The sequence below is a fragment of the Streptomyces sp. NPDC049970 genome (assembly GCF_040660235.1).
Taxonomy (GTDB): Bacteria; Actinomycetota; Actinomycetes; order Streptomycetales; family Streptomycetaceae; genus Streptomyces.
Genome location: NZ_JBFALP010000001.1, coordinates 551,875 through 578,049, shown reverse-complemented (window position 1 = coordinate 578,049; position 26,175 = coordinate 551,875). Strand labels below are relative to the sequence as shown.

Genomic DNA, 26,175 nt, shown 5'->3' with positions numbered 1-26,175 from the left:
CGATCAGGCGCGGTTCGTGGTCGGAGCCTGCCGGGGGATGTACTGCTGCCGGCTCTTCCCCCGGCGAGGGCGGGCGGCGCCGGTGGTGCGATGCGGCGCCGCGACCCGAAGGAGGCACCGCGCCGCGGAACGGCACCGGCACGGCCGGTACGGCCGAGTCAGTGGAGCCGGGCGACGCGTCCCTTCTCGCCCGAGGCCCAGCAGCCGCCGTCCGCCGCACAGTCCACCGTGTCGTACGAGCCGGTGTCCACGGTGCGCCAGGTGCGCCCGCCGTCCCGGGTGACGTCGGTCCCGGTCGGACCGACGGCCAGCGCCGAGCGACGGCTGTGCGGCAGCCACGCGACCCCGGAGCGGTAGGCCGGCGGCGGGGTCGTCGCGCGGTGCCAGCTCCGGCCGCCGTCACCGGTGACGGACGCGGCGTCCGGGGAGGCCTGGTCCTCCCGGTAGTCGCCGCCGACGGCGATGCCGTGCGTACGGTCGCGGAAGGCGACGCCGAACACCCCGCGTGCCGGGTCCCCGGCCGGGATGCCCGCCGCCGTCTCCGTCCAGTTGAGGCCGCGGTCACGGGAGTGCAGGAGGCGCGCGGTCGCCGCGCCGCCGGTGGCCAGCCAGACGTCGCCGCGGCCCGCGCTGACGAGGCACTGGCCGCTCGCCGCGAACCCGGCCTCGCCGGGCTGCGCGGCGGGCATTCCGGCGTCGGGCAGCACACGCCAGCTCCGGCCGCCGTCGGAGGTGGACAGGATGCGGAACCTCCCGTCCACCGGGTCGCTCATCGCGAGCCCGTGACGGCTGTCGAAGAACGTCAGACAGTCGTAGAAGGCCCGGGAGTCGTCGTTGCGGAAGGATTCCGCCCAGGTCCTTCCCGCGTCCTCGGTGCGGAAGACCCGGGACGCCTCGCCCTCGCCGATGGCCAGGGCCACCGCCCGGCGCCGGTCGAAGGCCTCGATGTCGCGGAACTCCAGCCCGTCCGCTGCGGCGGGCGAGACATCGAGCCAGTGCCTCCCGCCGTCCTCGGTACGGAGCACCGTGCCCCCGGATCCCGCGACCCAGGCGGCGTCGCGGCCCACGGCGGCGAGACCGCGGAACCTCGCGTCCGTCCCGGTGCCGGTGAGCGTCCACCCGCGAGCCGCGCCCCCGTGTCCGCCCGCGGCGGCCTGCGCCGACGGCACAGCCAGTGCGGCGGTCACCGCCGCGCCGCACAGTCCCAGCGCCATCAGCCGTCTCGTCTTCCGCATGGCCCTCATGGCGCTGGAAGCTAACCCACCGGGCGAGGGGCGTCCAGGGTGCACGGCGTGAATCGGGGCAGTCGACCGGAGGGAGGAAGCCGTACGGTGACGCAGCTCACGCTGCCCGCCAGTGCACGGATCGAGACGTTCCGTCGTCTACTCCAGAGCCGGGAGCCGTTCGTAGGCGAGAGGGAGCAGGCCTTGTCCAGCGTTATCGAGCAGTCCGTGCAGGCCCGCATGGTCGCGTCCGCGCCGCGGATGGAGACCCTGCCCGCGATCCTGCACTACGACCGCGGTGACCCCTTCGCCGTCCGCATGGCGTTCCCGGCACCGGCGACCCTCGAAGGCACCGAGGTGTCCTGGGAGTTCTCCCGTGAGCTGCTGACCACGGGGATGGAGGCGCCCGCCGGGGTGGGCGACGTCAGGGTCAGGCCGTTCGGGTACGACCGCACGGTGCTGGAGTTCCACGCCGTCGAGGGCATCGCCATGGTCCACGTCAGGACGTCCGAGCTGCGGCGCTTCCTGAGGCGGGCGCAGGAGCTCGTGCCGGTGGGCGACGAGTACCGGTTCCTGGATCTCGACGGCGATCTGACGGATCTGCTGGGCGGAGCCTGCTGAGATCCGGGATGCTGCGGGTTGAGGGCGGTCCGGACCGCCCTGAACCCGGTCACGCCGCCGGAAGCCTTTCGTGCCGCACCGAAGCCGTGCCGCCGCACGCGGAACGGGCCCATCCGGCTCGCCCGCCGGCCGCCGGCCGCAGCCCGGACGACGAGGCCCGACCTGTCCGCCGAGCAGGCCTCTGAGCTGCATGGATAACCTCATGTGATCGGGTACCGCGATGACCGGGCTTGGTTATGGCCTTACCGCAGCCTTAACCTACGGTCACGTAACCTACGAAGCCGTAGGTAATTCTCCCGTCCCCAGGAGCTCCCCGTGACGATCACCTCTCCCCACCTCGGAAGTTCGAAGGCGTGGACCGACGCCCAGCTGCTGTACGCGCTGGAAGAGGTGGTGGAGAAGGAACTCAACCGCCATCTCAAGGTCGCCAAGGCCTGGATGCCCCACGAGTACGTACCGTTCTCGGACGGCCGGAACTTCCCCGGCGTCTTCGAGGACGGCGAGGCGTGGGAGTCCGGCCAGTCCAAGGTCACCGACATCGGGCGGATCGCCCTCGTCGTGAACCTGCTGACCGAGGACAACCTCCCCAGCTACCACCACGAGATCGCCTCCCTGTTCGGGCGCGACGGCGCCTGGGGCACCTGGGTGCACCGCTGGACCGCGGAGGAGGGCAGGCACGGCATCGTGATGCGCGACTACCTGCTGACCTCGCGCGCCGTCGACCCGGACAAGCTCGAGGAGTTCCGCATGATGCACATGGCGGAGGGCTTCGAGTCCGACAACCGCCACTCCATGCTGCACTCCGTGGCGTACGTCGCCTTCCAGGAGCTCGCGACGCGCGTCTCGCACCGCAACACCGGCCACCAGTCGGGCGACCCCGTCTGCGACCGGATGCTGGCCCGGATCGCGACCGACGAGAACCTGCACATGGTCTTCTACCGCAACCTGCTGTCCGCGGCGTTCGACCTCGCTCCCGACCTCACGATGGAGGCCGTGCGGGACGTGGTCGTCAACTTCCGCATGCCCGGCCACGGCATGCCCGGATTCGAGCGGGCCGCCGCGCAGATGGCGATCGGCGAGATCTACAACATGCGCATCCACCACGACGACGTGATCCAGCCCGTGCTGCGCTACCTGAAGGTGCTCGAGATCGACGGTCTCGGTCCGGAGGGCCTGAAGGCGCAGGAGGAACTCGGCATGTACATGAGCGGCCTGGACAGCGAGGCGTCGAAGTTCGACGAGAAGCTGGCGGCGCGCAGGGCCCGTCTGGCGTCCCGCGCCGCCCAGGCCTGACCCTGGGCCGACCCCGACCCGGCGGGCTCCCCGGCTGCTCGCCGGCCGGGTCGGGTAAGAGCGTCCGGAACCGCTCCGAGAGGCGGCGTACGCCCCGCGTGCGCCGCCTCCGCGATTGGACTGCACCCAGAGCTTCACCGAACGTATTCTGTGCCGGTGAAACCTGTGACGCGTCTTGTCCTTTTCGGTGCGCCGATCGCCATCGTGGCTTCGATCATGTTCAGCAGCGGTGACTCCGAGCCCCCCACCGTGGTTCCCCAGGCTGCCGGACCCACGAAGGACGGCGACGAGAAGCCGGAAGCGGCCGAGGAGGCGGAGGAGGCCGAGCAGATCGACTCGCTGCCGCCCGGCCTCGCCGCACCCGGGATGAAGGAGAGGGCGTCCCGGATCGTGTCGAGCGCGGAGGCGTCCACCCTGGACTGGCGCAGCCAGTACGGGACGATCGAGGACGTGCATGACGGCACCGGGTACACCGCGGGGATCGTCGGCTTCTGTTCCGGGACGAACGACATGCTGCAACTGGTCGAGTCCTACACCGGGAAGCACCCGGACAACCCGCTGGCCCCGTTCCTCCCCGCGCTGCGCGAGGTGGACGGCACCGACTCGCACGAGGGCCTGGATCCCGGGTTCACCGGCGCGTGGCGCGAGGCGGCCGACGATCCGGCCTTCCGGAAGGCGCAGGACGACGCGCGCGACGAGCTGTACTTCGAACCGGCGGTCCGGCTCGCGAAGCTGGACGGCCTCGGCACCCTGGGACAGTTCGTCTACTACGACGCGATGGTGCTGCACGGGCCCGGTGTCGAGGCCGACGGTTTCTACGGCATCCGCGACGCCGCGATGGCGTCGGCGGACACGGCCGCGGAGGGCGGCGACGAGAAGGCGTACCTGAACGCGTTCCTCGACGAGAGCCGGTCGGCGATCAAGGCACGGAAGGTGCAGCGCGACACGACCCGCATCGACACGGCCCAACGGGTGTTCCTGCGTGAGGGCAACCTCGGCCTGGAGACACCGCTGGTGTGGCAGGTGTACGGCGAGACCTTCCGCATCGACTGACGTACGGGGGCCCGCCCCGCCGGCGGGTCAGCGCGCGTCGCGGCGGCCTCTGCGCAACCGCTCGCGTTCCTTCTCGGACAGTCCGCCCCAGACACCGAAGCGCTCGTCATGGGCGATCGCGTACTCCAGGCAGGCCGTCCGGCCCTCACAGGCGTTGCACAGCTGCTTGGCTTCCCGGGTGGAGCTCCCCGGAGCCGGGAAGAAGAACTCGGGCCCGGCCTGGGCGCACAGCGCCGTCTCCTGCCAGGGGAGCTCGTCGGTCGTCACGGTGTTGATCGGCATGACGCACACGGTGCCCTGCCGCGATAAACAGGCGATCAACGATCGTTCAACGGCCGGGCCCGGGCGCGCCGCCGGGCCGTACGCCCGGGGTCAGGCCTGGGGCATCACCGGCTTGATCACCGCGAAGGCCGCACCCGCGGGGTCGGCGAGGAACGCGATCCGGCCGACCTCCTGGATGTCGGTGGCGGCCATGGTCACCCGGCCGCCGAGCCGCTCCGCGTCGGCCGCCGCCGTGTCGGTGTCATCCACGCAGAAGTAGGGCAGCCAGTGCGGTCCGGCCGCGGCCTCGCCTGTCGCCCGGTCGAGGGGAACGAGCCCGCCGAAGGCCGACTCGTCGCTGTCGCCGTCGGCGGGGCGGAGCATCGTGTAGGAACCGCCCGGATACTTCATCTCCCCCGTCTGCCAACCGAACACGGTGGTGAAGAACCCCGCCGCCGCGGGAACGTCCGGGGTGTACAGCTCGGACCAGATCAGTGCGCCCGGCTCCATGATCACGCCGAGCCCGGTGTTCGTCCCGGGCTGCCAGACGCCGAAGTACGCTCCCGTGCTGTCCGTGAAGCCGCCCATGCGCCCGTAGTCCAGCACGTCCATCGGAGGGAACGCGGCGGTCCCGCCCGCCTGCCGCACCGTCCGCGCCGTGGCGTCGGCGTCCGGGGTCTGGAAGTACACCGACCATGCGGGCTTCCCCTTGCCCTCCGGCACGGTCATGACGCCTGCGACGGTCCTGCCCCTGAGCTGGTACGTCCCGTAGCCACCGATCTCGGGGCCGCCGGGCACCAGCTCCCAGCCGAAGAGACCGTGGTAGAAGGCCGTGGCCGCGTCGATGTCGGGGGTACCCAGATCGATCCAGTTGGGGGCGCCGGTCTCGAAGGACGGGTCGAGCATGGTGTGCTCCTCGGACGGTTCCGTGTCCCACGCGTCTCGCGGCGCGGTGGTTTCCCCCTTCTCCCGAGTCTTGCACCGGGGCCCGTCGGCCGCAGCCCCGGCGACCGCCGGTGCACACGTGTCGCCGTGGCGGAGCCCGCCGCTGGGCCTCCGCCCGATGGCGCCCGGCCCGACCGGGCGTCCGCGCGGACGGAAGCCGGCGAAACCCCTCAGTGCTCGTGCGTCTCCGCGGTCCCGGCCGCGTGGTGCGGCGGGTCGTATCCCGGGACCGTGCCGTCGGCCTTGGCTACCAGCAGCAGCCCGGCCATCCCCATGTCGGAGTGGCTCTGGACGTGGCAGTGGTACATCCAGGCGCCCGCGCCCACGTGCTCGCCCGCGATGATCTGGAAGCCGAAGGAGTCGGCCGGCCCGCAGATCTTCGTGTCGATCACGCGGCTGGGGTCGTCGGGTCCGGTGAGCAGGCCCGTCCTGTTGTCGGCCCAGCGGTGCCCGTGGATGTGGAACGTGTGGTAGTACTCGCCGTGCGTGATCATCACGACCTCGACCCGGTCGCCCACGGTCACCTCGAAGTCCGGGCTCTCGTGGGCCGCCTTGTTGTTGATCGTCATGTCGTTGAAGACGATCGTGATCGTCCTGTCGGGAAGCACGTCTCCCTTCCGGCGCACGACGAGGGGCCCGTACAGGCCCTTGCGGATGCCTCCGGTTCCGTGGTCCGTGCCGACGACGTGGTCGTGGTAGTGCCAGTAGCCCGCGCTGCCGGCCTGCCAGGTGCCGTCCTTCCGGCGGCCGGGGGCGTGCGTGCGCCAGGTGTACGTACGGGTGCCGCCGGGTTCGACGTGGCTCCTGTTCATGCGGGTGCCGTCGCTCGCGATGTCGTAGTCCACGCCGTGGACGTGGAGGCTGGCGTCCACGTCCGTGGTGTTCTCGAACTCGATGTGCAGCGTGTCGCCTTCGGTGATCTCGATGAGCGGACCCGGGATCGACGCCTTGCCCTTCTCCAGGCCGTAGCCCATCGAGCCGTCCGCCAACTTCTCGGCGTACAGCTTGAGATGGCGGACGACTCCCCCGGCCGGCGCGGTCTTCGCCGGGTTCTCGGCCGAGGTGGCCTGGACCGCACCGAGTGACATCGATGTCACCCCGGTCGCAGCCGCCACCCCGCCGCCCACCAGCATCCGGCGGTTGAAGGTCCTTCGGTCCATGTCGAACTCCCCACTGAGAGACGGAAACTGACGCGCTGCACCCCTGGACGGCCCACACCGTAGCCGGGGGAACCCCGTTTATCCACACTCAGGACAAAGTTCGTTCGATTGCTGCCATACCTATTGGCGAGCCGCGAAAAGAGGTCTAGCTTCGTGCGCTGTCGCAGTGACCACAGAGGCGCGGTGACGGAGAAGTGACCGGAGAAGTGACCAAGAGGGTGGGTGACCACATGCAGCGCACACCACATCGCAGGTCCAGATCGCGCCGCGGCATCGCGGCGGCCGTAGGGGTCGGGGCCTTGACCGCGTCCCTGCTGGGCGGGAACGCCGCCGCGAGCCCCTATCCCGATCCGGGGCTCGGGGAACGGGTGGCGACAACGTTGTCCCTTCCCTCGCCACCGGGCGGGGCAGACGTGAGGGTGCTGGTGTTCCACGCCTCGGCGGGCGAGGAGTCGCCGACCGTGGACGCGGGGATCGCGGCCGTCGAGAAGATCGGGCTCAGCGGCCCGGAGGCCGGGCGCTTCAAGACCGTCGCCACCGACGACGCCGGGGTCTTCACCAACGGCAAGAAGCTCGGCAGGTTCAACGCGGTCGTCTTCCTGACCGGCGGCGGTGACGTGCTGGACCCGGAGCAGGAGGCGGGCCTGGAGGCGTACATGGAGGCCGGCGGCGGCTTCCTCGGCATCCACGACGCGGCGCGCACCGAGCCGTACTCCGACTGGTTCACCGGTCTCGTGGGCGCCCGCCCGGCCGCCGACAGCCCGACGGCGGTCCAGCGTGCGACCGTGGAGATCGGCGACCGGCAGCACCCGGCGACGAAGAACCTCCCGCTGGAGTGGAAGCGTCCGGACAAGTGGCTGAACTGGAAGGACAATCCGTCCGGCGACGTCCACACCGTGGCCCGGGTCCGCGAGCTCACCTACACCCCGGGCAAGAGCGCCAACGGCTGGGACCACCCGGTCTCCTGGTGCCGCGACTACGACGGCGGCCGGTCCTTCTACACCGCCATGGGCGGTACGGCCGCGAGCTTCGCCGAGACCGACTTCCGGGACCACCTGCGCGGTGCGCTGGCCTGGACGAGCCGCGTCTCGCAGGCCGACTGCAAGGCCACGATCGACTCCAACTACACGGCCGAGCGCCTCACCCAACCCAACCAGCCCGGCAAGAACGACCAGATCGGTGAGCCCCACGGCCTGGTCACCGCGAAGGACGGCCGGGTCTTCTACATCGGGCGCGGCGGCGCGGACAGCAGCGTGCCGGTGGTCACCGACTGGAAGAACCCCGATGTGGGCAAGGGCGAGGGCGAGATCCACGTCTACGACCCCTCGACCAAGAAGGTCACTCTCGCCGGCAAGCTGAGCGTCTTCGGCAACAAGGGCGGCGGCGACGAGCTGGTCAAGGTCGAGGAGGGACTGCTCGGTATCGAGCTGGACCCGGACTTCGCCACAAACGGCTGGGTGTATCTGCACTACACACCGCACGCGAAGATCGACCGCGACAAGCAGATGGCGGTGCGTCAGGTCTCGCGCTTCACCTTCGACCACGCCACGAGCAAGCTGGACCTGGCGTCAGAGAAGGTGCTGCTGCACTGGCCGGTCCAGATCCACAGCTGCTGCCACGCGGGCGGCGGCATGGCATGGGACTCGAAGAACAACCTCTACATCGCCACGGGTGACAACAACTCCTCCGGCTTCAGCGACGGTTACTCGGGCAACAACCCGGAGCCGAACTACAAGGGCGTGTCGTTCGCCGACGCCCGCCGCACCGCGGGCAACACCAACAACCTCAACGGCAAGATCCTGCGGATCCACCCCGAGGACGACGGCACGTACACCCTGCCCGGGGGCAACCTCTTCACCGGCAGGGAGCCGGACGAGGGCGGCGGAAAGACCCGCGGCGAGATCTACGTGATGGGGGTCCGCAACCCGGCGCGCATCTCCATCGACAAGTCGACCGACACGCTGTACGCGGGCTGGGTCGGCCCCGACGCCGGCGCTCCCAGCACGACCTGGGGGCCCGCGAAGTACGACACGTTCGCCGCGATCACCCGGGCCGGCAACCACGGCTGGCCCTACTGCATGGGCAACAAGCAGCCCTACCGGGACCGCAACCTGCCCGACCCGTCCAAGCCGCTCGACTGGTACGACTGCGACGCGCCGAGGAACGAGTCGCCGAACAACGACGGCCTGGTCAAGCTGCCGCCGATCACGTCGAACACCATCTGGTACTCCCCCCAGGGCGGCGGCGTCGACTACCCGCGCGACGCCGACGGCGTCCCGAGCTACAAGGTGGAGGACCAGAAGGAGCTCCTGCCCTGGCTCAAGGGCGGCGGCCAGGCCACGATGAACGGTCCGGTCTACCGCTACGACGCGGCGAGCACGAGCGAGGCCAAGTGGCCCTCGTACTGGGACGGCAAGTGGTTCGTCGGTGACTTCTACGACGACACCCAGCCGCGCCACGCCGTGCTGACCGATCCGAAGACCGTCGGCAAGGGCGGTCTGCCCACCCACGCCGAGTCCCTGAAGAAGATCATCCCGGTCGGCGCGGACGGCATCCGCAACCTCATGGACTGGAAGTTCGCCCCGGACGGTTCGCTCTACGTACTGGACTACGGGCGCGGCTTCTTCACCTCCGACACCAAGTCCGCGCTGTGGCGCGTGACGTACAAGGGCGGCGGTCCGACCCCGGCCGCCGCAGACCTGGCCAGGAAGGCGGCAGCGCAGTGAGACACCCCTCGCTCCTCGCTCGGAGGCGGTACGGGCCCGCCCGCTGGTGGCTCGCCCTGCTCGGCTCGTTCCTGATGGTCCTCGGGCTGTCCTCGACGGCCGCGTACGGACAGGACGACGGCCGGGCGACGGCCGCGGCCGACCAGGTCCTGAACTGGACCGCCGGCGACCCCATCGACCACTACCTGAGCGCGCCCAAGACCGCGGTGGCCGGTGCCGCGACCATCGTCTTCGAGAACAGCGCGGCCACCGGCAACACCTCGGGGATGCCGCACACGCTGACGTTCAGCGTCTCCGACCCGGAGTTCAACGACGACGTCGCGGTCAACATCCTCGCCAACCCCAGTGACAGCGAGGGCGGCAAGCACAGCGTCGACGTCACCCTCACGCCCGGCCGGTACTTCTACCACTGCACGATTCCCGGCCACGGCTCGATGCAGGGCATCCTCACGGTGACCGAGGACGGCGGCGGTGGCGACGACACCACCGCTCCCGAGACCTCGGCGACCGTGGACGGTGACAAGAACGCCGACGGTGCCTACATCGGCCAGGCCACCGTCACTGTGGCGGCCACCGACACCGGTTCGGGTGTCGGGACCGTCGAGTACGCGGTCGGGGCCGACGGCGCCTGGCAGCCGTACACCGCACCCGTCGTGGTGGACGAGGTGGGGACGCACTCCGTCCGCTACCGCGCCACGGACAAGGCAGGCAACGCGGCGGCCGAGAAGTCCGTCGACTTCGCGGTGGCCGCGCCTCCGACGGACGACGAGACCCCGCCGGAGACCTCGGCGACCGTGTCGGGTGAGAGGGACGACTCGGGCGCCTACCTCGGCATGGCCACGGTCACCGTGACCGCGTCCGACACCGGTTCGGGCGTCAACACCATCGAGTACGCGGTCGGGGCCGACGGCGCCTGGCAGCCGTACACCGCACCCGTGATGGTGCACGAGGTGGGGACGCACACCGTCCGCTACCGCGCCACCGACAAGGCAGGCAACGCTGCGGCCGAGAAGTCCGTCGACTTCACCGTCGTCGAGCCGCCTTCGCAGGACAGGACACCGCCGGTGACCTCCGTGGCGGTGACCGGCGACAAGAACTCGGACGGCGCGTTCATCACCAGCGCCAGGGCGACGGTCACCGCGACCGACGCCGACTCGGGCGTGGACAAGGTCGAGTACTCCCTCGACGGCGGCCCGTACCTGGCCTACTCCGCACCCGTCATCGTCGACCGCGTCGGCCGCCACACGTTCGCCCACCGGGCGACGGACAAGGCCGGCAACACCTCGGAGGCCGAGCAGTCCTCGTTCACCGTCGCGGAGAGCGGCGGAGTCCCGGCACCCAACTGCCCCGAGTTCGACGAACGCCTCACGGTCATCGTCGGCACGGTGGACACGGGTGTCCCCAACCGGCTCACCGGCAACCGCTGCACGATCAACGAGCTGATCGAGGACGAGAAGGACTGGTCCTCGCACGCGCTGTTCCTCAAGCACGTCGACAAGGTCCTGGACAAGCTGCTCACCGACGGGGTCGTCGACGCCCGTGAGCACAAGAAGATCTACAGGGCCGCCAAGGAGTCCGGCATCGGCAGGCCGGGGCAGGACGAGGGCTACCGCAAGCTCTTCGACGGCACGGCGGCCTCCCTCGCGAAGTGGGAGCACGTCGGCGGCGGCAAGTTCGGGCTGAACACGGAGGACGGCTCGATCACCAGCTCCACCACCGTGGAGGGCATGGGGATGCTGTGGTTCCCGGCCCGGCAGTACGGGGACTTCTCGCTGAAGCTCCAGTGGCGGGATGACGCCCCCGGCGCCGGCAACGCCAACGGCGGGGTCTTCGTCCGCTTCCCGAACGTCCACGACCACCCGGAGGAGCCCCGCCCGGAGTGGGCCGCCATCAAGTACGGCCATGAGATCCAGGCCTTCGACGGACCCGGCGGCGACATGTACAAGACCGGTTCCGTATACGGATTCGACCGGGTGGGTCTCGGCGGAGCCGGGGTCACCCCCAAGGGCACCTGGAACGACTACGAGATCCGGGTGGTGGACCAGCACTACTCGGTCTACCGCAACGGTGTCCTGCTGAACGAGTTCGACAACGACGGCGGTCAGCTCTTCGAGCCGCCGCGGGGCGACGACCCGGGCACCGACGGCCGCCGGTACGCCTCCGGCTACATCGGAATCCAGGTCCACAGCACCACAGACGTGATCTCGTACCGCGACATCCGCGTCAAGGAGCTGTAGGAGGGGCCGGACACGCTCAGGAGGCCGTGGCCGCGTGCTCGGGCATGTGGTCGCGGCCTCCGGGGTGCCGGTGGCGCCACACCCAGAAGACCGTGCAGGAGACCAGCGCCCAGGCGGCCATGACGAGGTACGGGAAGACGTACTGGTGGCCCTGGTAGTAGACCGCCGTGTGCTGCGCGTTGACCGAGGCGCCCGGCGGGAGCCAGCGGCCGACGTGCCCGAGGAGCGAGGGCAGCAGCGGCCAGGACACCGCGCCGCCGGACGACGGGTTGCCGAGCAGCACCATGACACCCCAGGTGGGGATCATCGCCCAGCGCCCCATGATGGTGTTGAACATGGTGAAGACCATGCCGGACGTGAACATGGTGAAGGCCAGGATCAGCCAGGACTGCGCGAAGGGCAGGTCGAGCGCGCCGAGCCCCCAGTCCACGACCGCCGCGATGGCGAACCCTCCGAGCAGGGCGTACACGACGGTGAACAGGATCCGCTCCAGCGGGATCAGCTCCCGGGCGTGCACACTGAGCTGGATCGCGCCGAGGAATCCCATGATGACGGCGGCGAGCGAGATGTAGAAGAGGGCGAGACCCCGCGGGTCGCCCCGCTGGAGCGGCTTGACGTCGGTCACCGTGAGCGGGACCCCGATGGTGTCGGCCACCTTCACGCCGGTCTCGGCCAGCAGCTGCGCGACGGTGGCGCCCGAGGCGCCCGCGACCTGCATCAGGACGCCGTTCCCCGTGCTCCGCAGGATCACGAAGATCTTCTGCTCGTCCAGCGCCGCGCGGGCCTGTGCGCCGTCCGGGTACCTGTGGAGTTCGAGGGAGGCGTCGAGCGCGCTCTCCATCCCCTTGACGAACTCGGCGGCGTGGGGCGCCCTGGGACCGTCGAGCACCGCGGCAGGGATCCGGTGCGGCGTCGGATTGGCCATGGCGTAGGTGTACGAACCCGCGAAGAGGCCCGCCGCGGCCGACACGATCAGGACCAGGACCACCGCGGGGAAGTACGGCGACCTCTTGTACGTCTCCCACTTCTCCCGCCGGGTGGGCGGCCTTCCGTGCGCCCCGTGCTCGCCGTCGGCACCGGAGGTCATACGGTGTCGCCGTCGTCGTGCCGGGCGCGGCTGGGCTGCACCCGCTTCGGCTCGCCCGGCATCTTCGGGTACTCCGGCGGATAGGGCAGGTCCCCGAGCTCGTGCTCGCGTTCGTCCCGTGCGGCCAGCTCCAGCAGCTGGTCGAGCCGGAAGGCGTGGTCGTCCATCTCCGCGTGCAGATCGCCCACCTCGGCGTAGCGGAGGGGCATGGTGCGGAGGTCGAAGTCGCGGGGTTCGGCGTCGTCGATCTCCTCCCAGCGCAGGGGTGCGGAGACGGGAGCGTGCGGGAAGGGGCGTACCGAGTAGGCGGAGGCGATGGTGCGGTCGCGGGCCGTCTGGTTGTAGTCGACGAAGATCCGCTCGCCCCGTTCCTCCTTCCACCACGCCGTGGTGACCCGGTCCGGCATCCGGCGTTCCAGTTCCCGCCCCACCGCGATGGCGGACCGTCTGACCTGTGTGAAGGTCCACTCCGGGACGATCGGGGCGAAGACGTGGATGCCGCGCCCGCCGGAGGTCTTGGGCCAGCCGCGCAGGCCGTGGTCGTCCAGGACCGAGCGCAGTTCGTGGGCCGCCCTGACCGCGTCGGCGTAGTCGGTGCCGGGCTGGGGGTCGAGGTCGATGCGGAGCTCGTCCGGGTGGTCGGTGTCGGCCCTGCGCACCGGCCAGGGGTGGAAGGTCAGGGTGCCGAGGTTGGCCGCCCAGAGGACGGCGCCGAGCTCGGTCGGGCACATCTCGTCGGCGTGCCGGCCGCTGGGGAACTCGATCCGGGCGGTGGGGGTCCAGTCGGGCAGGTTCTTGGGGGCGCGCTTCTGGTAGAAGAAGTCGCCCTCGACCCCGTCGACGAAGCGCTGCAGTGTGGTCGGCCGCTCGCGCAGGGCGCGGAGGATGCCGGGCCCCACGGCCCGGAAGTAGTCGGCCACGTCCCTCTTGGTGTAGCCCTTCTCCGGGAAGTACACCTTGTCAGGGTTGGACAGCCGTACGGCCCGTCCGCCCACGTCCAGCTCCACCGCTGCTCCTGCTCCCATGTCGGACACCGTAGGCCGGGCCCACATATGGCGCATATCGGAAGACGTGCCCCGCACGCCGGGAGAGGATCGGGCCATGGACCTGCCGGTGATGCCTCCTGTGAAGCCGATGCTCGCCAAGTCCGTCTCCAGGATCCCCCCGGGGATGCAGTACGAGGCGAAGTGGGACGGCTTCCGCGCGATCGTGCACCGGGACGGCGACGAGGTGGTGATCGGCAGCCGGACCGGGAAGCCGCTCACCCGCTACTTCCCCGAGGTGGTCGCCGCCGTGCGGGAGAATCTGCCGCCGCGCTGCGTGATCGACGGCGAGATCGTCCTGCCGCACGAGGGGCGTCTGGACTTCGACCGGCTGAGCGAGCGCATCCACCCGGCCGATTCCCGGGTGCGGATGCTGGCCGAGCGGAATCCTGCGAGTCTCGTCGCCTTCGACGTCCTCGCGCTGGACGGCACGTCCCTCCTCACCGCCCCGCAGACCGAACGACGCACCGTCCTGGAGAGGGCCTTGGAGGGTGCCTCGGCGCCGGTTCACCTGGCCCCGGCGACCACGGACGCCTCGCTCGCCCAGGAGTGGTTCGAGCGCTACGAGGGCGCGGGGCTGGACGGGGTGGTGGCCAAGCCGCTCGACCTGCCGTACAAGCCGGACGCGCGGGTCATGTTCAAGATCAAGCACGAGCGGACCGCCGACTGCGTCGTGGCGGGCTACCGCTTCCACAAGAGCGGCCCGGTGGTCGGCTCGCTCCTGCTCGGCCTGTACGACTCCGGGGGCGCGCTCCAGCACGTCGGGGTGTGCGCGGCCTTCTCGATGAAGCGGCGCGCCGAACTCCTGGAGGAGCTGGATCCGTTGCGCGTCGAACCCGCCGAACACCCCTGGTCCGCCTGGGCGGACGCGACGGCGCACGAGGGTTCGCGGCTGCCGGGCGCGCCGAGCAGGTGGTCGGGCAGGAAGGACCTGTCCTGGGTGGCTCTCAGCCCGGAGCGGGTCTGCGAGGTGGCGTACGACCACATGGAGGGTGACAGGTTCCGCCACACCACGCAGTTCCGGCGGTGGCGGCCGGACCGCACCGCCGCCGACTGCTCCTACGAGCAGTTGGAGGAAGTGGTGCGGTACGACCTGTCCGAGGTGCTTCGGCGGGGGTGACCCGTCAGGGGCTCGGGGTCGGGGTGGCGCAGGGGCCGTCAGTGGCGCCGTCCGTGGGCGGGGCGCTGGGCGAGGGGTCGGGGTCCGCCGTGTCCGTGGGGCACTCGGGAGGTGTGGTGCCGGGGTCCGGGTCGGGTGACGTGGTCGGGTCGGGCGTGGTCGTCGGATCGGGCGAGGTGGTGGGGTCCGGCGTCGGGGAGTCCGTGGGGCCGCTGCCGCCGGTCGGGCCGGGACCCGGATCGGTGGGGCCGGAAGAATCGCCGGGACTCGGGGAGTCCGACGGGGTGGGGGTGGGAGAGGTGGAGGGACTCGGCGAGCCGCTCGGCTGCGGGCCGACGACGATGCCGCCTCCGCCCTTGCCGGGGCTGCCGGGGCCGCCGACCGGGGTCTTGGGTGCGTGGCGCCCTCCCGCGCCGGGGCTCCCCGGGATCACGCCCTTGCCGTCGGTCACCTGGTGGACGCCCTTGCGGTAGAACTCCAGCCAGGACAGGACCGTGCGCAGATAGGTGTCCGAGTGGTTGTAGCTGAGGACCGCCCGGTCCAGATCCGCTCGCAGGGACAGGTTCCGCGTCCCGGCGCAGAGGTAGTGGCCGGCCGCGAGGGACGCGTCGACGACGTTGCCGGGGTCCTTGCGTCCGTCGCCGTTCCCGTCCCTGCCCCAGTGCGCCCAGGTGGAGGGGATGAACTGCATCGGGCCGACCGCGCGGTCGTACCTCGTGTCGCCGTCGTAGGCGCCGCCGTCGGTGTCGGGGATGTGGGCGAAGCCCGCGCCGTCGAGGACGGGGCCGAGTATCGGCGTGAGCGTCGTACCGGCGGAGTCGACCCGCCCGCCGCTCGCGTGGCCCGACTCCACCTTGCCGATCGCCGCGAGCAGCTGCCACGGGAGGTGGCAGCCGGGATCGGTGCGGGCGATCGAGCGCTGCGCGTTCCGGTAGGCGGCGAGGACGGTGGCGGGGATGCCCGCTTCCGCGAAGGACCGCGCGGCGGCCGGGTCGGCGGGCTTCTGCCCGGCCTTCGGCGGTTCCGGTGACTTCAGGGGCGGCAGCTCGGTGTGGTAGCTGTCGTCGTTCGGCACCTCGGTCCAGACGACGTCGTCGGCCGCGGCAGCCGGCTTCGCGCCGTCCGCGCCCGCGGCGAGTCCGGGCGCCTGGGATGCCGTGAGCGCCGCCATGGCGGCGACCGCGGTGGCCGTACCGCCGAGTCCGCGGCGCATCTTTCCGTTGAACCTCACGCGTGCTCCTCTCCCCCGGGTCACTGGGTGAACGTGTCGATGGCCGAGATGCGCCAGGTGCCGTCCCGGCGGACGGCGTCCACGGCGAACATGGCCGCCGCGTAGGTCGTCTCCTCCTCCTTGCCGGTACGGGTGTTGCTCTGGTCGGCGAAGACGAGCAGCCGGGCCCGGTCCCCGTCGAGCAGTTCGACCCCGCTCTCGGTGACGGTCGTGGTGAGCACGAGCTTCTGCTTCGGCGCCTGGGCCCGTACCTCGGCGAGCATGTCCCTGTGCTGCTGGACCGCCCTTCCGACGAGATACGTACCGGCCGCGCGGTCCGACTTCTCGGGCGCGGCGTAGTCGTAGGAGAAGACCGCGCCGACCGCCTCGGTGATCCGGCCCTTGACCTCGCTGGTCCGGCTGATGTCGGTGAGGGCCGTGTTCTGCCGGGCGGGTTCGTCGCGCAGGTCACCGGCCGAGGTGAAGGCCCAGGCCGCGAAGGCGCCGAGGAGTACGGTCGCGGCGCAGAGGACCGCGGGCAGCCTGACCCGGAGGCGTGGCAGCCGCCCGCGCGGAGGTTCGTCCCCTGCGGGCCTCTCCTCGGCGGCGTCGCCGTCCGGGGAGCCGGCCTCTGCGGCGTCCTCACCCCGGGGGGCCGTGTCCGGGGCGGTCCCGTCCTGGGGCGTGGGTTCCTGGGCGGCGCCGGGGCGCTCCTGCCCGGTCCCGTCGCGGGCCGGTCCGTCGGCCGGGGGCGCGGTGGTGCGTGGAGGCGCGGCGGTCGAGGCGGCAACTGCCAGACGGCGGCGCCGGTTCACGAGGTGTCGGGTCGTCGACATGTACGGAGGTCCTCTCGGAATGGGCGGGTCAGCCGGCCGTGTTGCCGACGGGCGCCTGGCCCAGGGCGCTGAGTTTCCAGCCCTCGGGGGTGCGGGTGAGCTGCCCGAGCATGCGGCTCTCCTTGACCGCGGGCTTGCCCTCGGGCGCGGTCACGGTGACCCGGAGCGCCACCATCACCCCGGCCCTGCCCGCGCGGGCGTCCAGCTCCGTCACGGCTCCGGACAGGATCTTCGCGGTGCTGACGGTCTTCGCCGCCTCGATCTGCTCGACGAACGCGTCGCGCCCGTCGACGAGTTGCTTGTGCAGATCACCGGTGGTGGAGTCCTCCCAGCTGTCGAGCCCTTCGCCGAGTTCCGCGTGGTCCAGCGTGTTCATGTTCTGCACGGCCTGCTCGCCCGCCGCAAGGGCGTCGTCGCGGGCCTGCGCGTAGGCCGCCGAGTCGTCGTGGCCGGCTTCGTAGCGGGACCAGCCGCCCCAGCCCGCGATGGCTGCGGCCGCGATCGTCAGCACGATCGCCGCCGCCACCACCGGATTGCTCGTCGTCCGTACCCGTACCATCGGTGTCTCTCCCCTACCTGGACGTGATGTCGACGATCCGCCAGTGCCCGTTCCGCAGTTCGGCGGTCACGGACAGCTGGGCCGCCGCCGTGGTGGCCGCCTTCCCCTCGCGCTCGTAGACCTGGTCGAGGAACACGAGCAGGTGGGCGCTGCTGCCGCCGAGCCGGGTGACCCCGGCGCGTACGACCTGGGTGGTGAGCGTCAGTTTCTGGTCCGCCGCCTGCTTCTCGACCTGGCCGAACAGCGACGCGTACTGCTTCAGCGCCCGGCCGCCGAGCAGTTGCCCGGCCGACTCCTTGGTGGCGCCGGTGGCCTGCGGGCTGTACGAGAAGACCTTGCCCAGCGCGCTGCTCACATCGCCGACGACCCGGGTGGTCGCGGCGGTGTCCGTCAGTGCGTGGTTGGAGGTGGCCGGGGTGTCGCGGAGCTGGCGCCCCTGGACGAACAGTGTTCCGCCCGTCCCCAGCAGGGCGAGGGCGAGGACCGCGGCGAGAACTCCTGGCCATCGCCCGCGGCCCGCCGGGCGGGCCGGCTCCGGGTCCGTCCCGACGGCGGGTTCGGGGTCCGTCACCGCGGCGGGTTCGGGCGGGGTCGTCGTCTCCGCCGTGCTCCGCCTCATGAGCCGCCCCCCACCGGTAGTGCCTCAAGTGCCTTGACCTTCCAGCCCTGTCCGGTCCTGGCGAGCGTCGCCTCGAAGCGTTTGCGCTCGGTGCCGCCCTTGCCGGTGCGGGGCGTGACCTGGACGTCGACGGTCGCGATGAGCGCCGCGGTGCCGGCCCGTTCGTCGAGTGCCGTGAGCGCCGCGTCGGTGACCTTGCCGCGCGCGGTGGCACCGGACTCGGTGAGCTCGCCCGCGTCCTTCCTCCGGGTGCTTTCCAGCCGGTCGTGCAGCGGTCCGGTGGAGGCGGCGAGCCAGGCCGTGAGCCCGGACTCCACACCGGCGGCGTTCTTGCCGTCCATGCTGGTCAGCCTGGCGAGGTGCCGTTCACCGTCGGCGAGGGCGGCGTCCCGGCTCTTCGCGTACGCCAGGGTGTCGTCGCCCCGCGCCTGGGCGTACGACCACGCGCCGAGCGCGCAGACCAGCGCGGCGGCGAGCAGCGCGGCCCAGCCGAGTCCGGATCCCGTGCGGGTGCGGTCGCTCATGCCCCGTCCCCCAGTCCCAGGAGTCCGGCCATGCCGTCCGCCGGGTGCGTGGTGCCACCCGTACCCGTGGCCCCGAGGGCCCCGGGGAGGGAGGAGCCGGGCTCGGCCGGCTCCGGCACGGGGCCGCCCTTCGGGGCGTTCGCACTGCCGCGGACGTTGATCCCGCTGCCGGGCCCCGACGCGCAGCGGGCCTTGGTGTTGACGGCGGGGGCGGGCGAGAGGTCGATGCCCTCCCGGTAGGTGGTGCCGCCGTATCCGGAGGTACAGGGCAGCGGTTCGAAGAAGGTCACGGACATCCCGAACCTGGCCCCCTCCCCGTCGATGGCGCTCGACCCTGCCGCCACCACCGCGGGCACCTTCACCAGGAGTTCCTCCAGTCCGCGCTGCCGGGTGACGGCGACCTCGGAGGTGGTGAGGAGGTTGGCGACGACCACCCCGAACTCGGGGTCGAGGTCGCGCAGCAGTCCGCTGATCTGTTCGGTGGCGCCGGGTGCCGCGGCGATGAGCCGGCGCAGGTCGGTGTCGGATCCCTTGAGTTCGGCGGCGAGTTCCTTCGCTCCAGAGGCGAACCCCTTGAGCGCCTGGCCCTGTTCGGCCTGGGTGCGCAGCACGGTCTCGCCGTCGGCCATCAGTCTCGTGGTGGTGGGCAGGGCCTCGTCGGCCGCGTCGACGAACTCGCCGCTGGTGTCCAGCAGCACCTGGAGGTCGTCGCCGCGCCCGTTGAAGGCGGCGCCGAATTCGTCGACGACCGTGCGCAGGGCCTCGGTGTCGACGGAGGCCGTCAGATCGTTGACGCTGGTGAGGACGTTGGTGACGGGTGCGGGGATGGTCGTGTCGGCCTGGTCGATGACCGAGCCGTTGCCGAGGAACGGACCGTCCGAGCGGGTGGGCCGCAGGTCGATGTACTGCTCGCCGACCGCCGACAGGTTGGCGACGACGGCCCGGAGGCTGTCCGGGATGGGAGGGGCGTCGTTCTCGATGCGCAGTTCGGCCTCGACCCCGTCGTCGGTGAGCTCGATGGGGCCGACCCTGCCGACCGAGACGCCCCGGTAGCTGACGTCGGAGTGGGTGTACAGGCCGCCTGTCTGAGGGAGTTGGACCGTGACGGTGTAGTAGCCGCGCAACCCCACGTAGTGGCCGAGGTCGGCGTACCGCGCGCCGAGGTAGCCGAGGACGAGTACGGCGATGACGAGGAACGCCACGTTCTTGAGGCGGATGGCAGGGGTGATCATCAGCGGGTGCTCTCCGTTCCCGGTGTCGTGATCGAGGGGAGCGGCAACGGCAGCGCCGCGCCGGTTCCCTTCCGGGTGCCGGACGCCGCGGGCGGTGTGGTGGCCGGGGTGAGCGCCGGGATGATCTGGGTGCCGGGCAGGGCGGTCACGTCGAGGTACACGTTGAGGTAGTCGCCCTTGACGCCGCGGAGCACCTCGTCAGTGAACGGGTAGGTGAGCAGCACCTGGAGGGAGTCGGGGAGGTCGTCGCCCGAGTCGGCGAGCGCGGTGAGCGTGGGGGCGATGGCCTTGAGGTCGGCGATCATGTCCGCCTTGCTCTTGTTGATCGTGTCGACGGCGACCGTGGACAGCGAGTCGAGGGAGCGCAGCATGGTGAGGAGCGATCCGCGCTGCTTCTCCAGGACCTTCAGGCCGGGGCTGAGCCCGGTGAGGACCGTGCCGACGTCCTGTTTGCGGGTGGCGAGTGTGGCGGACAGGCGGTTGACGCCGTCGAGTGCCTGGGTGATGTCCTCCTTGTGGTCGTCCAGGTTCGTGACGAGTGTGTCGACGCGGTCGAGCGTCGAGCGGATCTGGGGTTCCTGTCCGGCGAGTGCCTTGTTGAGCTCGGTGGTGATGGTCTTGAGCTGGCTGACCCCGCCGCCGTTGAGGAGCATCGACAGGGCGCCGAAGACCTCTTCGACCTCCGGGTTGCGGTTGGTGCGGGCGAGCGGGATCCGGTCGCCGTCCGCGAGTGCGCCCTGGGCGGTGCCGGCTTCCGGCGGCGAGAGCTGGACGAACTTCTCGCCGAGCAGGCTGGACTGTTCGAGGTGGGCGTACGCGTTGGCGGGCAGGTCGATCTTCCCGTTGACGCGCATGGTGACCCTCGCGGTCCAGCCCCCGGGGGTGAGCGAGATCCTGGTGACGCGTCCGACGGCGACGTCGTTGACCTTGACGGACGACTGCGGGGCGAGGCTGAGCACGTCGCCGAACTCGGCGGTGATCTCGTACGGGTGGTCGCCCAGATCCGCGCCGCCCGGCAGCGGCACCTGGTCGATCCCTCCGAGTGACGGCAGTCCCATGCTCGTGGCCACGAGGGTGAAGCCGACGCCGGCGGCGACCAGGGCGCCCAGTCCCGCGAGCGTGCGGTTGCCGGGTCTGCGTGGGGCGCGGCTCATCGGGTCGCCTCCTTCTTCTCCTGCGTCCCGGCTCTGTCCGGGGTGCCGTAGACGGTGCCGACGGCGGGCAGCGGCAGCGCGGGCAGCACCTTCTGCCGGGCGGGGTCCACCGGGGCCAGCCCGGTGAGACCGGTGGACCCGGCTCCGGGTTCGGTGAGCGGGCCGCCCATCGACAGCTCGTTGAGGTTGGTGCGCCCGTTGAGGGTGCGGTTGGCCGGGTCGTAGGCGTTCAGTACGTTGCCGGCGGCGAGGGGCAGCGTGTCGAGGGACTCCGCGATCGAGGCGCGCTGGTCGACCAGGGTCTGGGTGAGGGGCACGAGGAGGTCGACGTTCTCCTTGAGGGCGCCGCGGTTCCTCTGGATGAAGCCCTTGACCTGGCCGAGTGCCTTGCCCAGTTCCTTGAGTGCGGCGCCGAGGTTCTCCTTGTCGTCGGCGAGGAAGCCGGTGACGGAGTTCAGCTGCTGTTCGGCCGAGCGCACGTTGCCGTCGTTGTCCTTCAGCATCGTGGTGAAGGTCTGCAGGTAGGACAGGGTGTCGAAGAGGTTGCCGCTGCTCTTGTCGAGGGTCTTCGTCGCCTTGCCGAACTGCTCGATGCTGTCCCCGATGGCCTTTCCGTTGCCGTCCAGGTTCTTCGCGCCGGTGTCGAGGAGTCCGGCGAGCGCCCCGTCGGTGTTCGCTCCGTCCGGGCCGAGCGCCGTGGAGAGTTCGGTGATCGACTCGTACAGCTGGTCGACCTCGATGGGTGTGGCGTTGTCCGCGGCCGGCAGTACGGCGTCGTCCTCCAGCCTCGCTCCCCCGCTGTAGGCGGGTGCCAACTGCACGTACCGGTCGGCGACCAGGCTGGGGGCCACGACGACGGCGTGCGCCTCCTTGGGGACCTTGACTCCCTTGTCGAGCCGCAGGGTGACCCTGACCTCCTCGCCGTGCGGTTCGACGGACTCGACGGTGCCGACCCTCACTCCGAGGATCCGCAGGTCGGAACCGGCGTACACGCCGGTGGCCTGGTCGAAGTATGCGGTGATGGTCGTCTTCCCCTGGTCGTCCATGGCCATCACACCGGAGGTGGCGGCCACGGCGACGACGGCGAGTCCGGCGGCGATCCCGATGACGCGTGTGCGTCTCATGTCAGCTCCCTCCCTGTTTCGGCGGCATGCAGCCCCCGTTGGCCGGGGGCGTGCCCGCGGGCAGATAGCTCTTCGGGACGACACCGCAGACGTAGTTGTCGAACCAGCGGCCGTTGCCGAGGGCGTTGCCGACCAGGCGGTTGTAGGAGCCGGCCAGCGAGAGCACCTTGTCGAGGCTCTTGCGGTTCTTCACCAGCACGGCGGTGACCCGGCCGAGCGAGTCCAGGGTGGGTTTCAGCTGCTTGTCGTTGTCCGCGACGAGCCCGCTGAGCTGGGTCCCGAGATTTCGCGTACCGGTGAGCAGCAGGTGGATGGAGTCGCGGCGGGCCTGGATCTCGCCGAGGAGCAGGTTGCCGTCCTCCAGCAGCGTCTCGAAGCTGCTCTTCTTGCCGGCGAGCGTCTTGGTCAGCTGTTTGCTGCCCTTGAGGAGGGTGGCGAGCTGGGCGTCCCGCTCGGAGACGGTCCTGGACAGCGCGGACAGCCCGTTCGCGGCGCTGCGCACGTCCGGCGGGGAGTCCTTGAAGGTGTCGGAGATCGTCTCGAAGCTCCGGGCGAGCTGCGCCGTGTCGATCTCGTCGATGGTCTCACCGAGGCCGTTGAACGCCTGGGTGACGTCGTACGGGGACGTGGTGCGGCTCGCGGTGATGCGGGAGTCCGGGTCCTGCGGGGCGTTGCCCAGCGGGTCGACCGCCAGGTACTTGTCGCCGAGGAGCGTCTTGATGGCGATGCCCACGGTGGAGGAGTTGCCGATCCAGGCGTCCTTGACCTTGAAGTCGACCTTGACCTTGGCGCCGTCGAGCGAGACCCCGGTGACCTGGCCGACCTTCACCCCTGCGACGCGCACCTCGTCTCCCTCGTCGAGGCCGGCGGATTCGGTGAAGTCGGCGCTGTAGGTGGTTCCGCCGCCGATGAAGGGCAGCGCGTCGGCACGGTAGGCGGCGAGGCCCACGAGCGCCAGGACGAGGAGTCCGACGATGCTGACGGCGACGGGGTTGCGTTCCCGTACGGGCTTGATTCTCATGCCTGGCACCTCGGTTGGCCGATCGTGATGCCGGTGGGCGGGGCACTGCCGTCCTCGGTCGTCACGCCGCTGACCTTCGCTTCGCAGAGGTAGAGGTTGAGCCATGACCCGTAGGAGGTGAGGCGGGTGATCGCCGCCATCTTGGCCGGGGTCTTCCGCAGGAAGCTCTCGATCTGGGGCGAGTTCTTGTCGAGCTGCCCGCTGAGGCGGCCGAGCTGGGCGATGTCCTCCTTGAGGGGCTTCCGTCCGTCCTGGAGGAGGCCCGCGGTGACGGTGGTCAGCGCGCCCATCGCCGTGACCGCCTCGCCCAGCGGTTTGCGGTCGCCGGAGAAGCCGGTGACCAGCTTCTGCAGGGTGACGACGAGGTCGTCGAAGCCTGCCTCCCGGTCGTTGACGGTCTTCAGGACCGTGTTGAGGTTCTTGATCACCTCGCCGATCACCTCGTCCTTGGCCGCGACGGTGCCGGTCAGTGATCCGACGTGGGAGAGGATGCTGTCCACGGTGCCGCCCTCGCCTTGGAGGACCTGGACGATCGAGCCGGCGAGCTGGTTGACGTCCGGTGGCGACAGTCCCTCGAAGAGCGGCTGGAAGCCGTTGAAGAGCTGCGTGAGGTCCAGGGCCGGTGTGGTGCGCGAGAGCGGGATGGTCGCTCCCGACCTGAAGCTCTCGCCGACCGGACCGGCTCCCTGGCCGAGGTCGATGTAGCGCTGGCCGACCATGTTGAGGTACTTGATCGAAGCGGTGACCGAGGCGGGCAGCGTGCGGCCCTTGCGCACGGCGAAGCCGACCTCGGCCAGCCGCCTGTCGGCGACCTCGATGGACTCCACCTGCCCGACCTTGACACCCGCGATACGGACGCTGTCGCCGACGACGAGTCCGGTGGCGTCGGTGAACCTAGCCCTGTACGACGTCGTGTCGCCTACGCCCGTGTTGGCGATGGACAGCCCCAGGACGGTGGTCGCCAGGGCGGTCACCACGACGAAGACGATCGATTTGACGAGGGGTCCCGTGAGGGAGCGGCGCTTCACTTGAGCTTCACCTCCGCACCGCGGAAGGCCGGCCCGATGAGCACGCCGCTCCAGTCGGGCAGGCTCTGCGGCTGGACCTTCAGCGAGGGTGCGACCAGTTCGTTGACGAGCCGGCTCTCCTCGGGGGAGTTGGGCATGCCGAGTGCGGTGTCGGCGGCCTCGGGTTCCCGGGTCTCCCCGGCGGCCCCGGTGCCGGGGACGGACACGGTCCGGACGTCGGCCGTCGGGACGGCCTTGCCGGTGTACGGCACCGAGTAGCAGTGCGGGCCGCCGGTGGCGCCGTAGACCGGGGTGTCCCTGCCGGCGACGTACTTGCCCTTGGACTCGACGGGCCTGAGCGTGACGTGCAGCCCCGGTCTGTCGGTTCCCTTGCCGAGCGCCTTGTCCATGGCGGGTACGAAGCCGGCCATCGTGCGCAGGGTGCAGGGGAAGGCGTCGGAGTACTCCGCGAGGAGTTCCAGCGTGGGCCTGCCCGCGGCGGAGAGGCGGATGAGGTTGTCCTTGTTCTTGCGGAGGAAGGACGTCACGTCCTGCGCGGACGCGGTGGTGGAGCCGTACAGGTCGGCGAGCTCCGCCTGCTGTTCGGCGATGGTGCCGCTGGTGGTCGTGAAGTCGGTCAGCGCGTCCAGCACGTCGGGGGCCGCGTCGGCGTACAGCGTGCTCACCTTGACGAGTTCCTTGATGTCCGCGTTGAGGGTGGGGAGTTGCGGGTTGAACTCCTTCAGGTGGGCGTCGAGGGTGACCAGGGTGTCGCCGAGCTTCTCGCCCCGCCCTTCGAGCGCCTGGGACACGGCGTTGAGGGTGGCGGCGAGCTTCTCGGGCTTGACGGCGGTCAGCATCGGCAGCACGTTGTCGAGTACCTCTTCCAGCTCGATCGCGTTGCTGGAGCGGTCCTGCGGGATCACCGCCCCCGCCCTCAGGGCCCGCGCCGACGGGACGGCGGGCGGCACCAGGGCGACGAACCGCTCGCCGAAGAGGGTCGTGGGGAGCATCTGGGCGGTGACGTCGGCGGGTATCCGGCCGAGCCTGCCGGGCTCGATGGCGAGGGTCAGGCGGGCGCCCTCGCCGTCGGTGGCGATGTGGCGCACCTCGCCGACGACGACACCGCGCAGCTTCACGTCGGCGTTGTCGTGCATCTCGTTGCCGACGCTGCCGGTGCGTACGGTCACGGTGGCGTCGTCCGTGAAGTCCTTCTCGTAGACCGACACCGAGACCCATACGAGCACGGCGGGCACGAGTACGAAGGCCACACCCGCGAGTCTGCGGCGCACGGTCTGCGCCGTGGAGGAACTCATCAGCCGGCCACCTTCACCGTTGTCGTCGCACCCCAGATGGCGAGCGAGAGGAAGAAGTCGGTGACGCTGATGAGCACGATGGCGTTGCGCACCGACCTGCCCACGGCGACGCCGACGCCGGCGGGACCGCCAGTGGCGTGGAAGCCGTAGTAGCAGTGGGCGAGGATCACCAGCACGCTGAAGATCAGCACCTTCAGCACCGACAGCAGCACGTCGTCCGGGGAGAGGAAGAGATTGAAGTAGTGGTCGTAGGTGCCCGCCGACTGCCCGTTGAACAGGACGGTGATGTAGCGGGACGCCAGGTAGGAGGAGAGCAGGCCGATCGCGTACAGCGGGATGATGGCGACGACCCCCGCGATGATCCGCGTGGTGACGAGGTAGGGCATGGAGCGGACGCCCATCGCTTCGAGTGCGTCGACCTCCTCGTTGATCCGCATCGCCCCGAGCTGGGCGGTGAAGCCCGCGCCGACGGTCGCGGAGAGGGCGAGGCCGGCCACGAGCGGGGCGATCTCGCGGGTGTTGAAGTAGGCGGAGATGAAGCCGGTGAAGGCGGACGTGCCGATCTGGTCGAGGGCCGCGTACCCCTGGAGGCCGACGACCGATCCGGTGGCGAGGGTCATCGCGATCATCACGCCGATGGTTCCGCCGACGACCCCGAGACCGCCGCTGCCGAAGGCGACCTCGGCGAGCAGCCGCTGCACCTCCTTGAGGTAGCGGCGCAGGGTCCGGGGGATCCAGACGAGCGCCTTGACGTAGAAGGTGAGTTGGTCTCCCGAGCGGTCGAGCCAGCCGAGCATCGACATC

General features: G+C 70.7%; 24 protein-coding genes. 6 read left to right on the top strand and 18 right to left on the bottom strand.

Translation table 11 applies throughout. From position 1 onward, the window contains the following. Window positions 1–158: 158 nt before the first annotated feature. Window positions 159–1,214, bottom strand: a complete 1,056-nt coding sequence (locus tag AB0I83_RS02495) for an oxidoreductase (RefSeq protein WP_363303441.1) — start codon at window positions 1,212–1,214, stop codon at window positions 159–161. A gap of 213 nt (window positions 1,215–1,427) precedes the next feature. Here AB0I83_RS02495 and AB0I83_RS02490 point away from each other — a divergent pair, with 213 nt between their 5' ends. From AB0I83_RS02490 to AB0I83_RS02480, 3 genes are all read left to right on the top strand, one after another. Next, entirely contained in the window at window positions 1,428–1,844 is a 417-nt protein-coding gene (locus tag AB0I83_RS02490) for an SsgA family sporulation/cell division regulator (protein WP_356530329.1), read from the top strand. Window positions 1,845–2,159: 315 nt separating this feature from the next. Next, window positions 2,160–3,137, top strand: coding sequence for an acyl-ACP desaturase (locus tag AB0I83_RS02485; RefSeq protein ID WP_356530331.1), 978 nt, complete (start codon window positions 2,160–2,162; stop codon window positions 3,135–3,137). 165 nt (window positions 3,138–3,302) lie between these two features. Continuing rightward, entirely contained in the window at window positions 3,303–4,190 is an 888-nt protein-coding gene (locus AB0I83_RS02480) for a chitosanase (protein WP_363303440.1), read from the top strand. 27 nt (window positions 4,191–4,217) lie between these two features. On the opposite strand, the gene AB0I83_RS02475 is transcribed toward AB0I83_RS02480, so the two are convergent. From AB0I83_RS02475 to AB0I83_RS02465, 3 genes are all read right to left on the bottom strand, one after another. Beyond that, window positions 4,218–4,472, bottom strand: coding sequence for a WhiB family transcriptional regulator (locus AB0I83_RS02475; protein WP_356530332.1), 255 nt, complete (start codon window positions 4,470–4,472; stop codon window positions 4,218–4,220). 90 nt (window positions 4,473–4,562) lie between these two features. Beyond that, window positions 4,563–5,357: a VOC family protein gene (locus AB0I83_RS02470; RefSeq protein ID WP_363303295.1), complete on the bottom strand. Its 795-nt coding sequence runs from the start codon at window positions 5,355–5,357 to the stop codon at window positions 4,563–4,565. Between the two features lie 209 nt (window positions 5,358–5,566). Then, the gene (locus tag AB0I83_RS02465; protein ID WP_363303294.1) at window positions 5,567–6,556 is read right to left on the bottom strand and encodes a multicopper oxidase domain-containing protein; all 990 of its coding nucleotides are present in this window, start codon (window positions 6,554–6,556) and stop codon (window positions 5,567–5,569) included. Window positions 6,557–6,786: 230 nt separating this feature from the next. Here AB0I83_RS02465 and AB0I83_RS02460 point away from each other — a divergent pair, with 230 nt between their 5' ends. Both AB0I83_RS02460 and AB0I83_RS02455 read left to right on the top strand, forming a co-directional pair. Next, on the top strand, window positions 6,787–9,282 hold the full coding sequence (locus tag AB0I83_RS02460) for a ThuA domain-containing protein (protein WP_363303293.1): 2,496 nt from the start codon (window positions 6,787–6,789) through the stop codon (window positions 9,280–9,282). Further along, window positions 9,279–11,519 (top strand): family 16 glycoside hydrolase, encoded by a 2,241-nt coding sequence (locus AB0I83_RS02455; protein WP_363303292.1) that lies wholly within the window; start codon window positions 9,279–9,281, stop codon window positions 11,517–11,519. Before AB0I83_RS02460 ends, AB0I83_RS02455 begins: the two co-directional genes overlap by 4 nt. A gap of 16 nt (window positions 11,520–11,535) precedes the next feature. Here the strand turns inward: AB0I83_RS02455 and AB0I83_RS02450 are convergent, their stop codons facing one another. After that, window positions 11,536–12,606 carry an ABC transporter permease gene (locus tag AB0I83_RS02450; RefSeq protein WP_356530337.1) on the bottom strand — a complete coding sequence of 357 codons (1,071 nt, stop codon included), beginning with the start codon at window positions 12,604–12,606 and terminating at the stop codon, window positions 11,536–11,538. Beyond that, on the bottom strand, window positions 12,603–13,613 hold the full coding sequence (gene ligD, locus AB0I83_RS02445) for a non-homologous end-joining DNA ligase (protein WP_363303439.1): 1,011 nt from the start codon (window positions 13,611–13,613) through the stop codon (window positions 12,603–12,605). The genes AB0I83_RS02450 and ligD overlap by 4 nt, the downstream gene beginning before the upstream one ends. A gap of 94 nt (window positions 13,614–13,707) precedes the next feature. On the opposite strand from ligD, the gene AB0I83_RS02440 reads away from it, so the two are divergent. Further along, on the top strand, window positions 13,708–14,769 hold the full coding sequence (locus AB0I83_RS02440; RefSeq protein ID WP_356530338.1) for an ATP-dependent DNA ligase: 1,062 nt from the start codon (window positions 13,708–13,710) through the stop codon (window positions 14,767–14,769). A gap of 4 nt (window positions 14,770–14,773) precedes the next feature. Here the strand turns inward: AB0I83_RS02440 and AB0I83_RS02435 are convergent, their stop codons facing one another. The 12 genes from AB0I83_RS02435 to AB0I83_RS02380 are packed head-to-tail and all read right to left on the bottom strand — an operon-like array spanning window position 14,774 to window position 26,174. Further along, window positions 14,774–16,000: a lytic transglycosylase domain-containing protein gene (locus AB0I83_RS02435; RefSeq protein ID WP_363303291.1), complete on the bottom strand. Its 1,227-nt coding sequence runs from the start codon at window positions 15,998–16,000 to the stop codon at window positions 14,774–14,776. A 20-nt stretch (window positions 16,001–16,020) separates the two neighbouring features. Next, window positions 16,021–16,815 (bottom strand): hypothetical protein, encoded by a 795-nt coding sequence (locus tag AB0I83_RS02430; RefSeq protein WP_363303290.1) that lies wholly within the window; start codon window positions 16,813–16,815, stop codon window positions 16,021–16,023. A 28-nt stretch (window positions 16,816–16,843) separates the two neighbouring features. Next, window positions 16,844–17,374, bottom strand: a complete 531-nt coding sequence (locus AB0I83_RS02425; protein ID WP_356530343.1) for a nuclear transport factor 2 family protein — start codon at window positions 17,372–17,374, stop codon at window positions 16,844–16,846. 13 nt (window positions 17,375–17,387) lie between these two features. Then, the gene (locus tag AB0I83_RS02420) at window positions 17,388–17,993 is read right to left on the bottom strand and encodes a hypothetical protein (protein WP_356530345.1); all 606 of its coding nucleotides are present in this window, start codon (window positions 17,991–17,993) and stop codon (window positions 17,388–17,390) included. Then, a complete protein-coding gene (locus AB0I83_RS02415; protein ID WP_356530346.1) occupies window positions 17,990–18,517 on the bottom strand; it encodes a hypothetical protein in 528 nt (175 codons plus the stop codon). Before AB0I83_RS02415 ends, AB0I83_RS02420 begins: the two co-directional genes overlap by 4 nt. Next, entirely contained in the window at window positions 18,514–19,749 is a 1,236-nt protein-coding gene (locus AB0I83_RS02410; protein WP_363303289.1) for an MlaD family protein, read from the bottom strand. The genes AB0I83_RS02415 and AB0I83_RS02410 overlap by 4 nt, the downstream gene beginning before the upstream one ends. After that, window positions 19,749–20,903, bottom strand: coding sequence for an MCE family protein (locus tag AB0I83_RS02405; protein WP_363303288.1), 1,155 nt, complete (start codon window positions 20,901–20,903; stop codon window positions 19,749–19,751). Before AB0I83_RS02405 ends, AB0I83_RS02410 begins: the two co-directional genes overlap by 1 nt. Further along, window positions 20,900–22,027: an MCE family protein gene (locus AB0I83_RS02400; protein WP_356839879.1), complete on the bottom strand. Its 1,128-nt coding sequence runs from the start codon at window positions 22,025–22,027 to the stop codon at window positions 20,900–20,902. Before AB0I83_RS02400 ends, AB0I83_RS02405 begins: the two co-directional genes overlap by 4 nt. A 1-nt stretch (window position 22,028) precedes the next feature. Continuing rightward, window positions 22,029–23,048 carry an MCE family protein gene (locus AB0I83_RS02395; protein ID WP_363303287.1) on the bottom strand — a complete coding sequence of 340 codons (1,020 nt, stop codon included), beginning with the start codon at window positions 23,046–23,048 and terminating at the stop codon, window positions 22,029–22,031. Further along, window positions 23,045–24,076 (bottom strand): MCE family protein, encoded by a 1,032-nt coding sequence (locus tag AB0I83_RS02390; protein WP_356530354.1) that lies wholly within the window; start codon window positions 24,074–24,076, stop codon window positions 23,045–23,047. Before AB0I83_RS02390 ends, AB0I83_RS02395 begins: the two co-directional genes overlap by 4 nt. After that, window positions 24,073–25,371, bottom strand: a complete 1,299-nt coding sequence (locus AB0I83_RS02385) for an MCE family protein (protein ID WP_363303286.1) — start codon at window positions 25,369–25,371, stop codon at window positions 24,073–24,075. The genes AB0I83_RS02390 and AB0I83_RS02385 overlap by 4 nt, the downstream gene beginning before the upstream one ends. Further along, window positions 25,371–26,174: an ABC transporter permease gene (locus AB0I83_RS02380; RefSeq protein WP_356530356.1), complete on the bottom strand. Its 804-nt coding sequence runs from the start codon at window positions 26,172–26,174 to the stop codon at window positions 25,371–25,373. The genes AB0I83_RS02385 and AB0I83_RS02380 overlap by 1 nt, the downstream gene beginning before the upstream one ends. Window position 26,175: the final 1 nt, after the last annotated feature.

Excerpts from the sequence above, each read along its gene's own strand:
- AB0I83_RS02495 (WP_363303441.1), bottom strand. The coding sequence starts at position 1,214 with ATGGCGCTGGGACTGTGCGGCGCGGCGGTGACCGCCGCACTGGCTGTG.
- AB0I83_RS02475 (WP_356530332.1), bottom strand. The coding sequence starts at position 4,472 with ATGCCGATCAACACCGTGACGACCGACGAGCTCCCCTGGCAGGAGACG.
- AB0I83_RS02470 (WP_363303295.1), bottom strand. The coding sequence starts at position 5,357 with ATGCTCGACCCGTCCTTCGAGACCGGCGCCCCCAACTGGATCGATCTG.
- AB0I83_RS02465 (WP_363303294.1), bottom strand. The coding sequence starts at position 6,556 with ATGGACCGAAGGACCTTCAACCGCCGGATGCTGGTGGGCGGCGGGGTG.
- AB0I83_RS02460 (WP_363303293.1), top strand. The coding sequence starts at position 6,787 with ATGCAGCGCACACCACATCGCAGGTCCAGATCGCGCCGCGGCATCGCG.
- AB0I83_RS02450 (WP_356530337.1), bottom strand. The coding sequence starts at position 12,606 with ATGACCTCCGGTGCCGACGGCGAGCACGGGGCGCACGGAAGGCCGCCC.
- AB0I83_RS02440 (WP_356530338.1), top strand. The coding sequence starts at position 13,708 with ATGGACCTGCCGGTGATGCCTCCTGTGAAGCCGATGCTCGCCAAGTCC.
- AB0I83_RS02430 (WP_363303290.1), bottom strand. The coding sequence starts at position 16,815 with ATGTCGACGACCCGACACCTCGTGAACCGGCGCCGCCGTCTGGCAGTT.
- AB0I83_RS02425 (WP_356530343.1), bottom strand. The coding sequence starts at position 17,374 with ATGGTACGGGTACGGACGACGAGCAATCCGGTGGTGGCGGCGGCGATC.
- AB0I83_RS02420 (WP_356530345.1), bottom strand. The coding sequence starts at position 17,993 with ATGAGGCGGAGCACGGCGGAGACGACGACCCCGCCCGAACCCGCCGCG.
- AB0I83_RS02415 (WP_356530346.1), bottom strand. The coding sequence starts at position 18,517 with ATGAGCGACCGCACCCGCACGGGATCCGGACTCGGCTGGGCCGCGCTG.
- AB0I83_RS02410 (WP_363303289.1), bottom strand. The coding sequence starts at position 19,749 with ATGATCACCCCTGCCATCCGCCTCAAGAACGTGGCGTTCCTCGTCATC.
- AB0I83_RS02405 (WP_363303288.1), bottom strand. The coding sequence starts at position 20,903 with ATGAGCCGCGCCCCACGCAGACCCGGCAACCGCACGCTCGCGGGACTG.
- AB0I83_RS02400 (WP_356839879.1), bottom strand. The coding sequence starts at position 22,027 with ATGAGACGCACACGCGTCATCGGGATCGCCGCCGGACTCGCCGTCGTC.
- AB0I83_RS02395 (WP_363303287.1), bottom strand. The coding sequence starts at position 23,048 with ATGAGAATCAAGCCCGTACGGGAACGCAACCCCGTCGCCGTCAGCATC.
- AB0I83_RS02385 (WP_363303286.1), bottom strand. The coding sequence starts at position 25,371 with ATGAGTTCCTCCACGGCGCAGACCGTGCGCCGCAGACTCGCGGGTGTG.
- AB0I83_RS02380 (WP_356530356.1), bottom strand. The coding sequence starts at position 26,174 with ATGTCGATGCTCGGCTGGCTCGACCGCTCGGGAGACCAACTCACCTTC.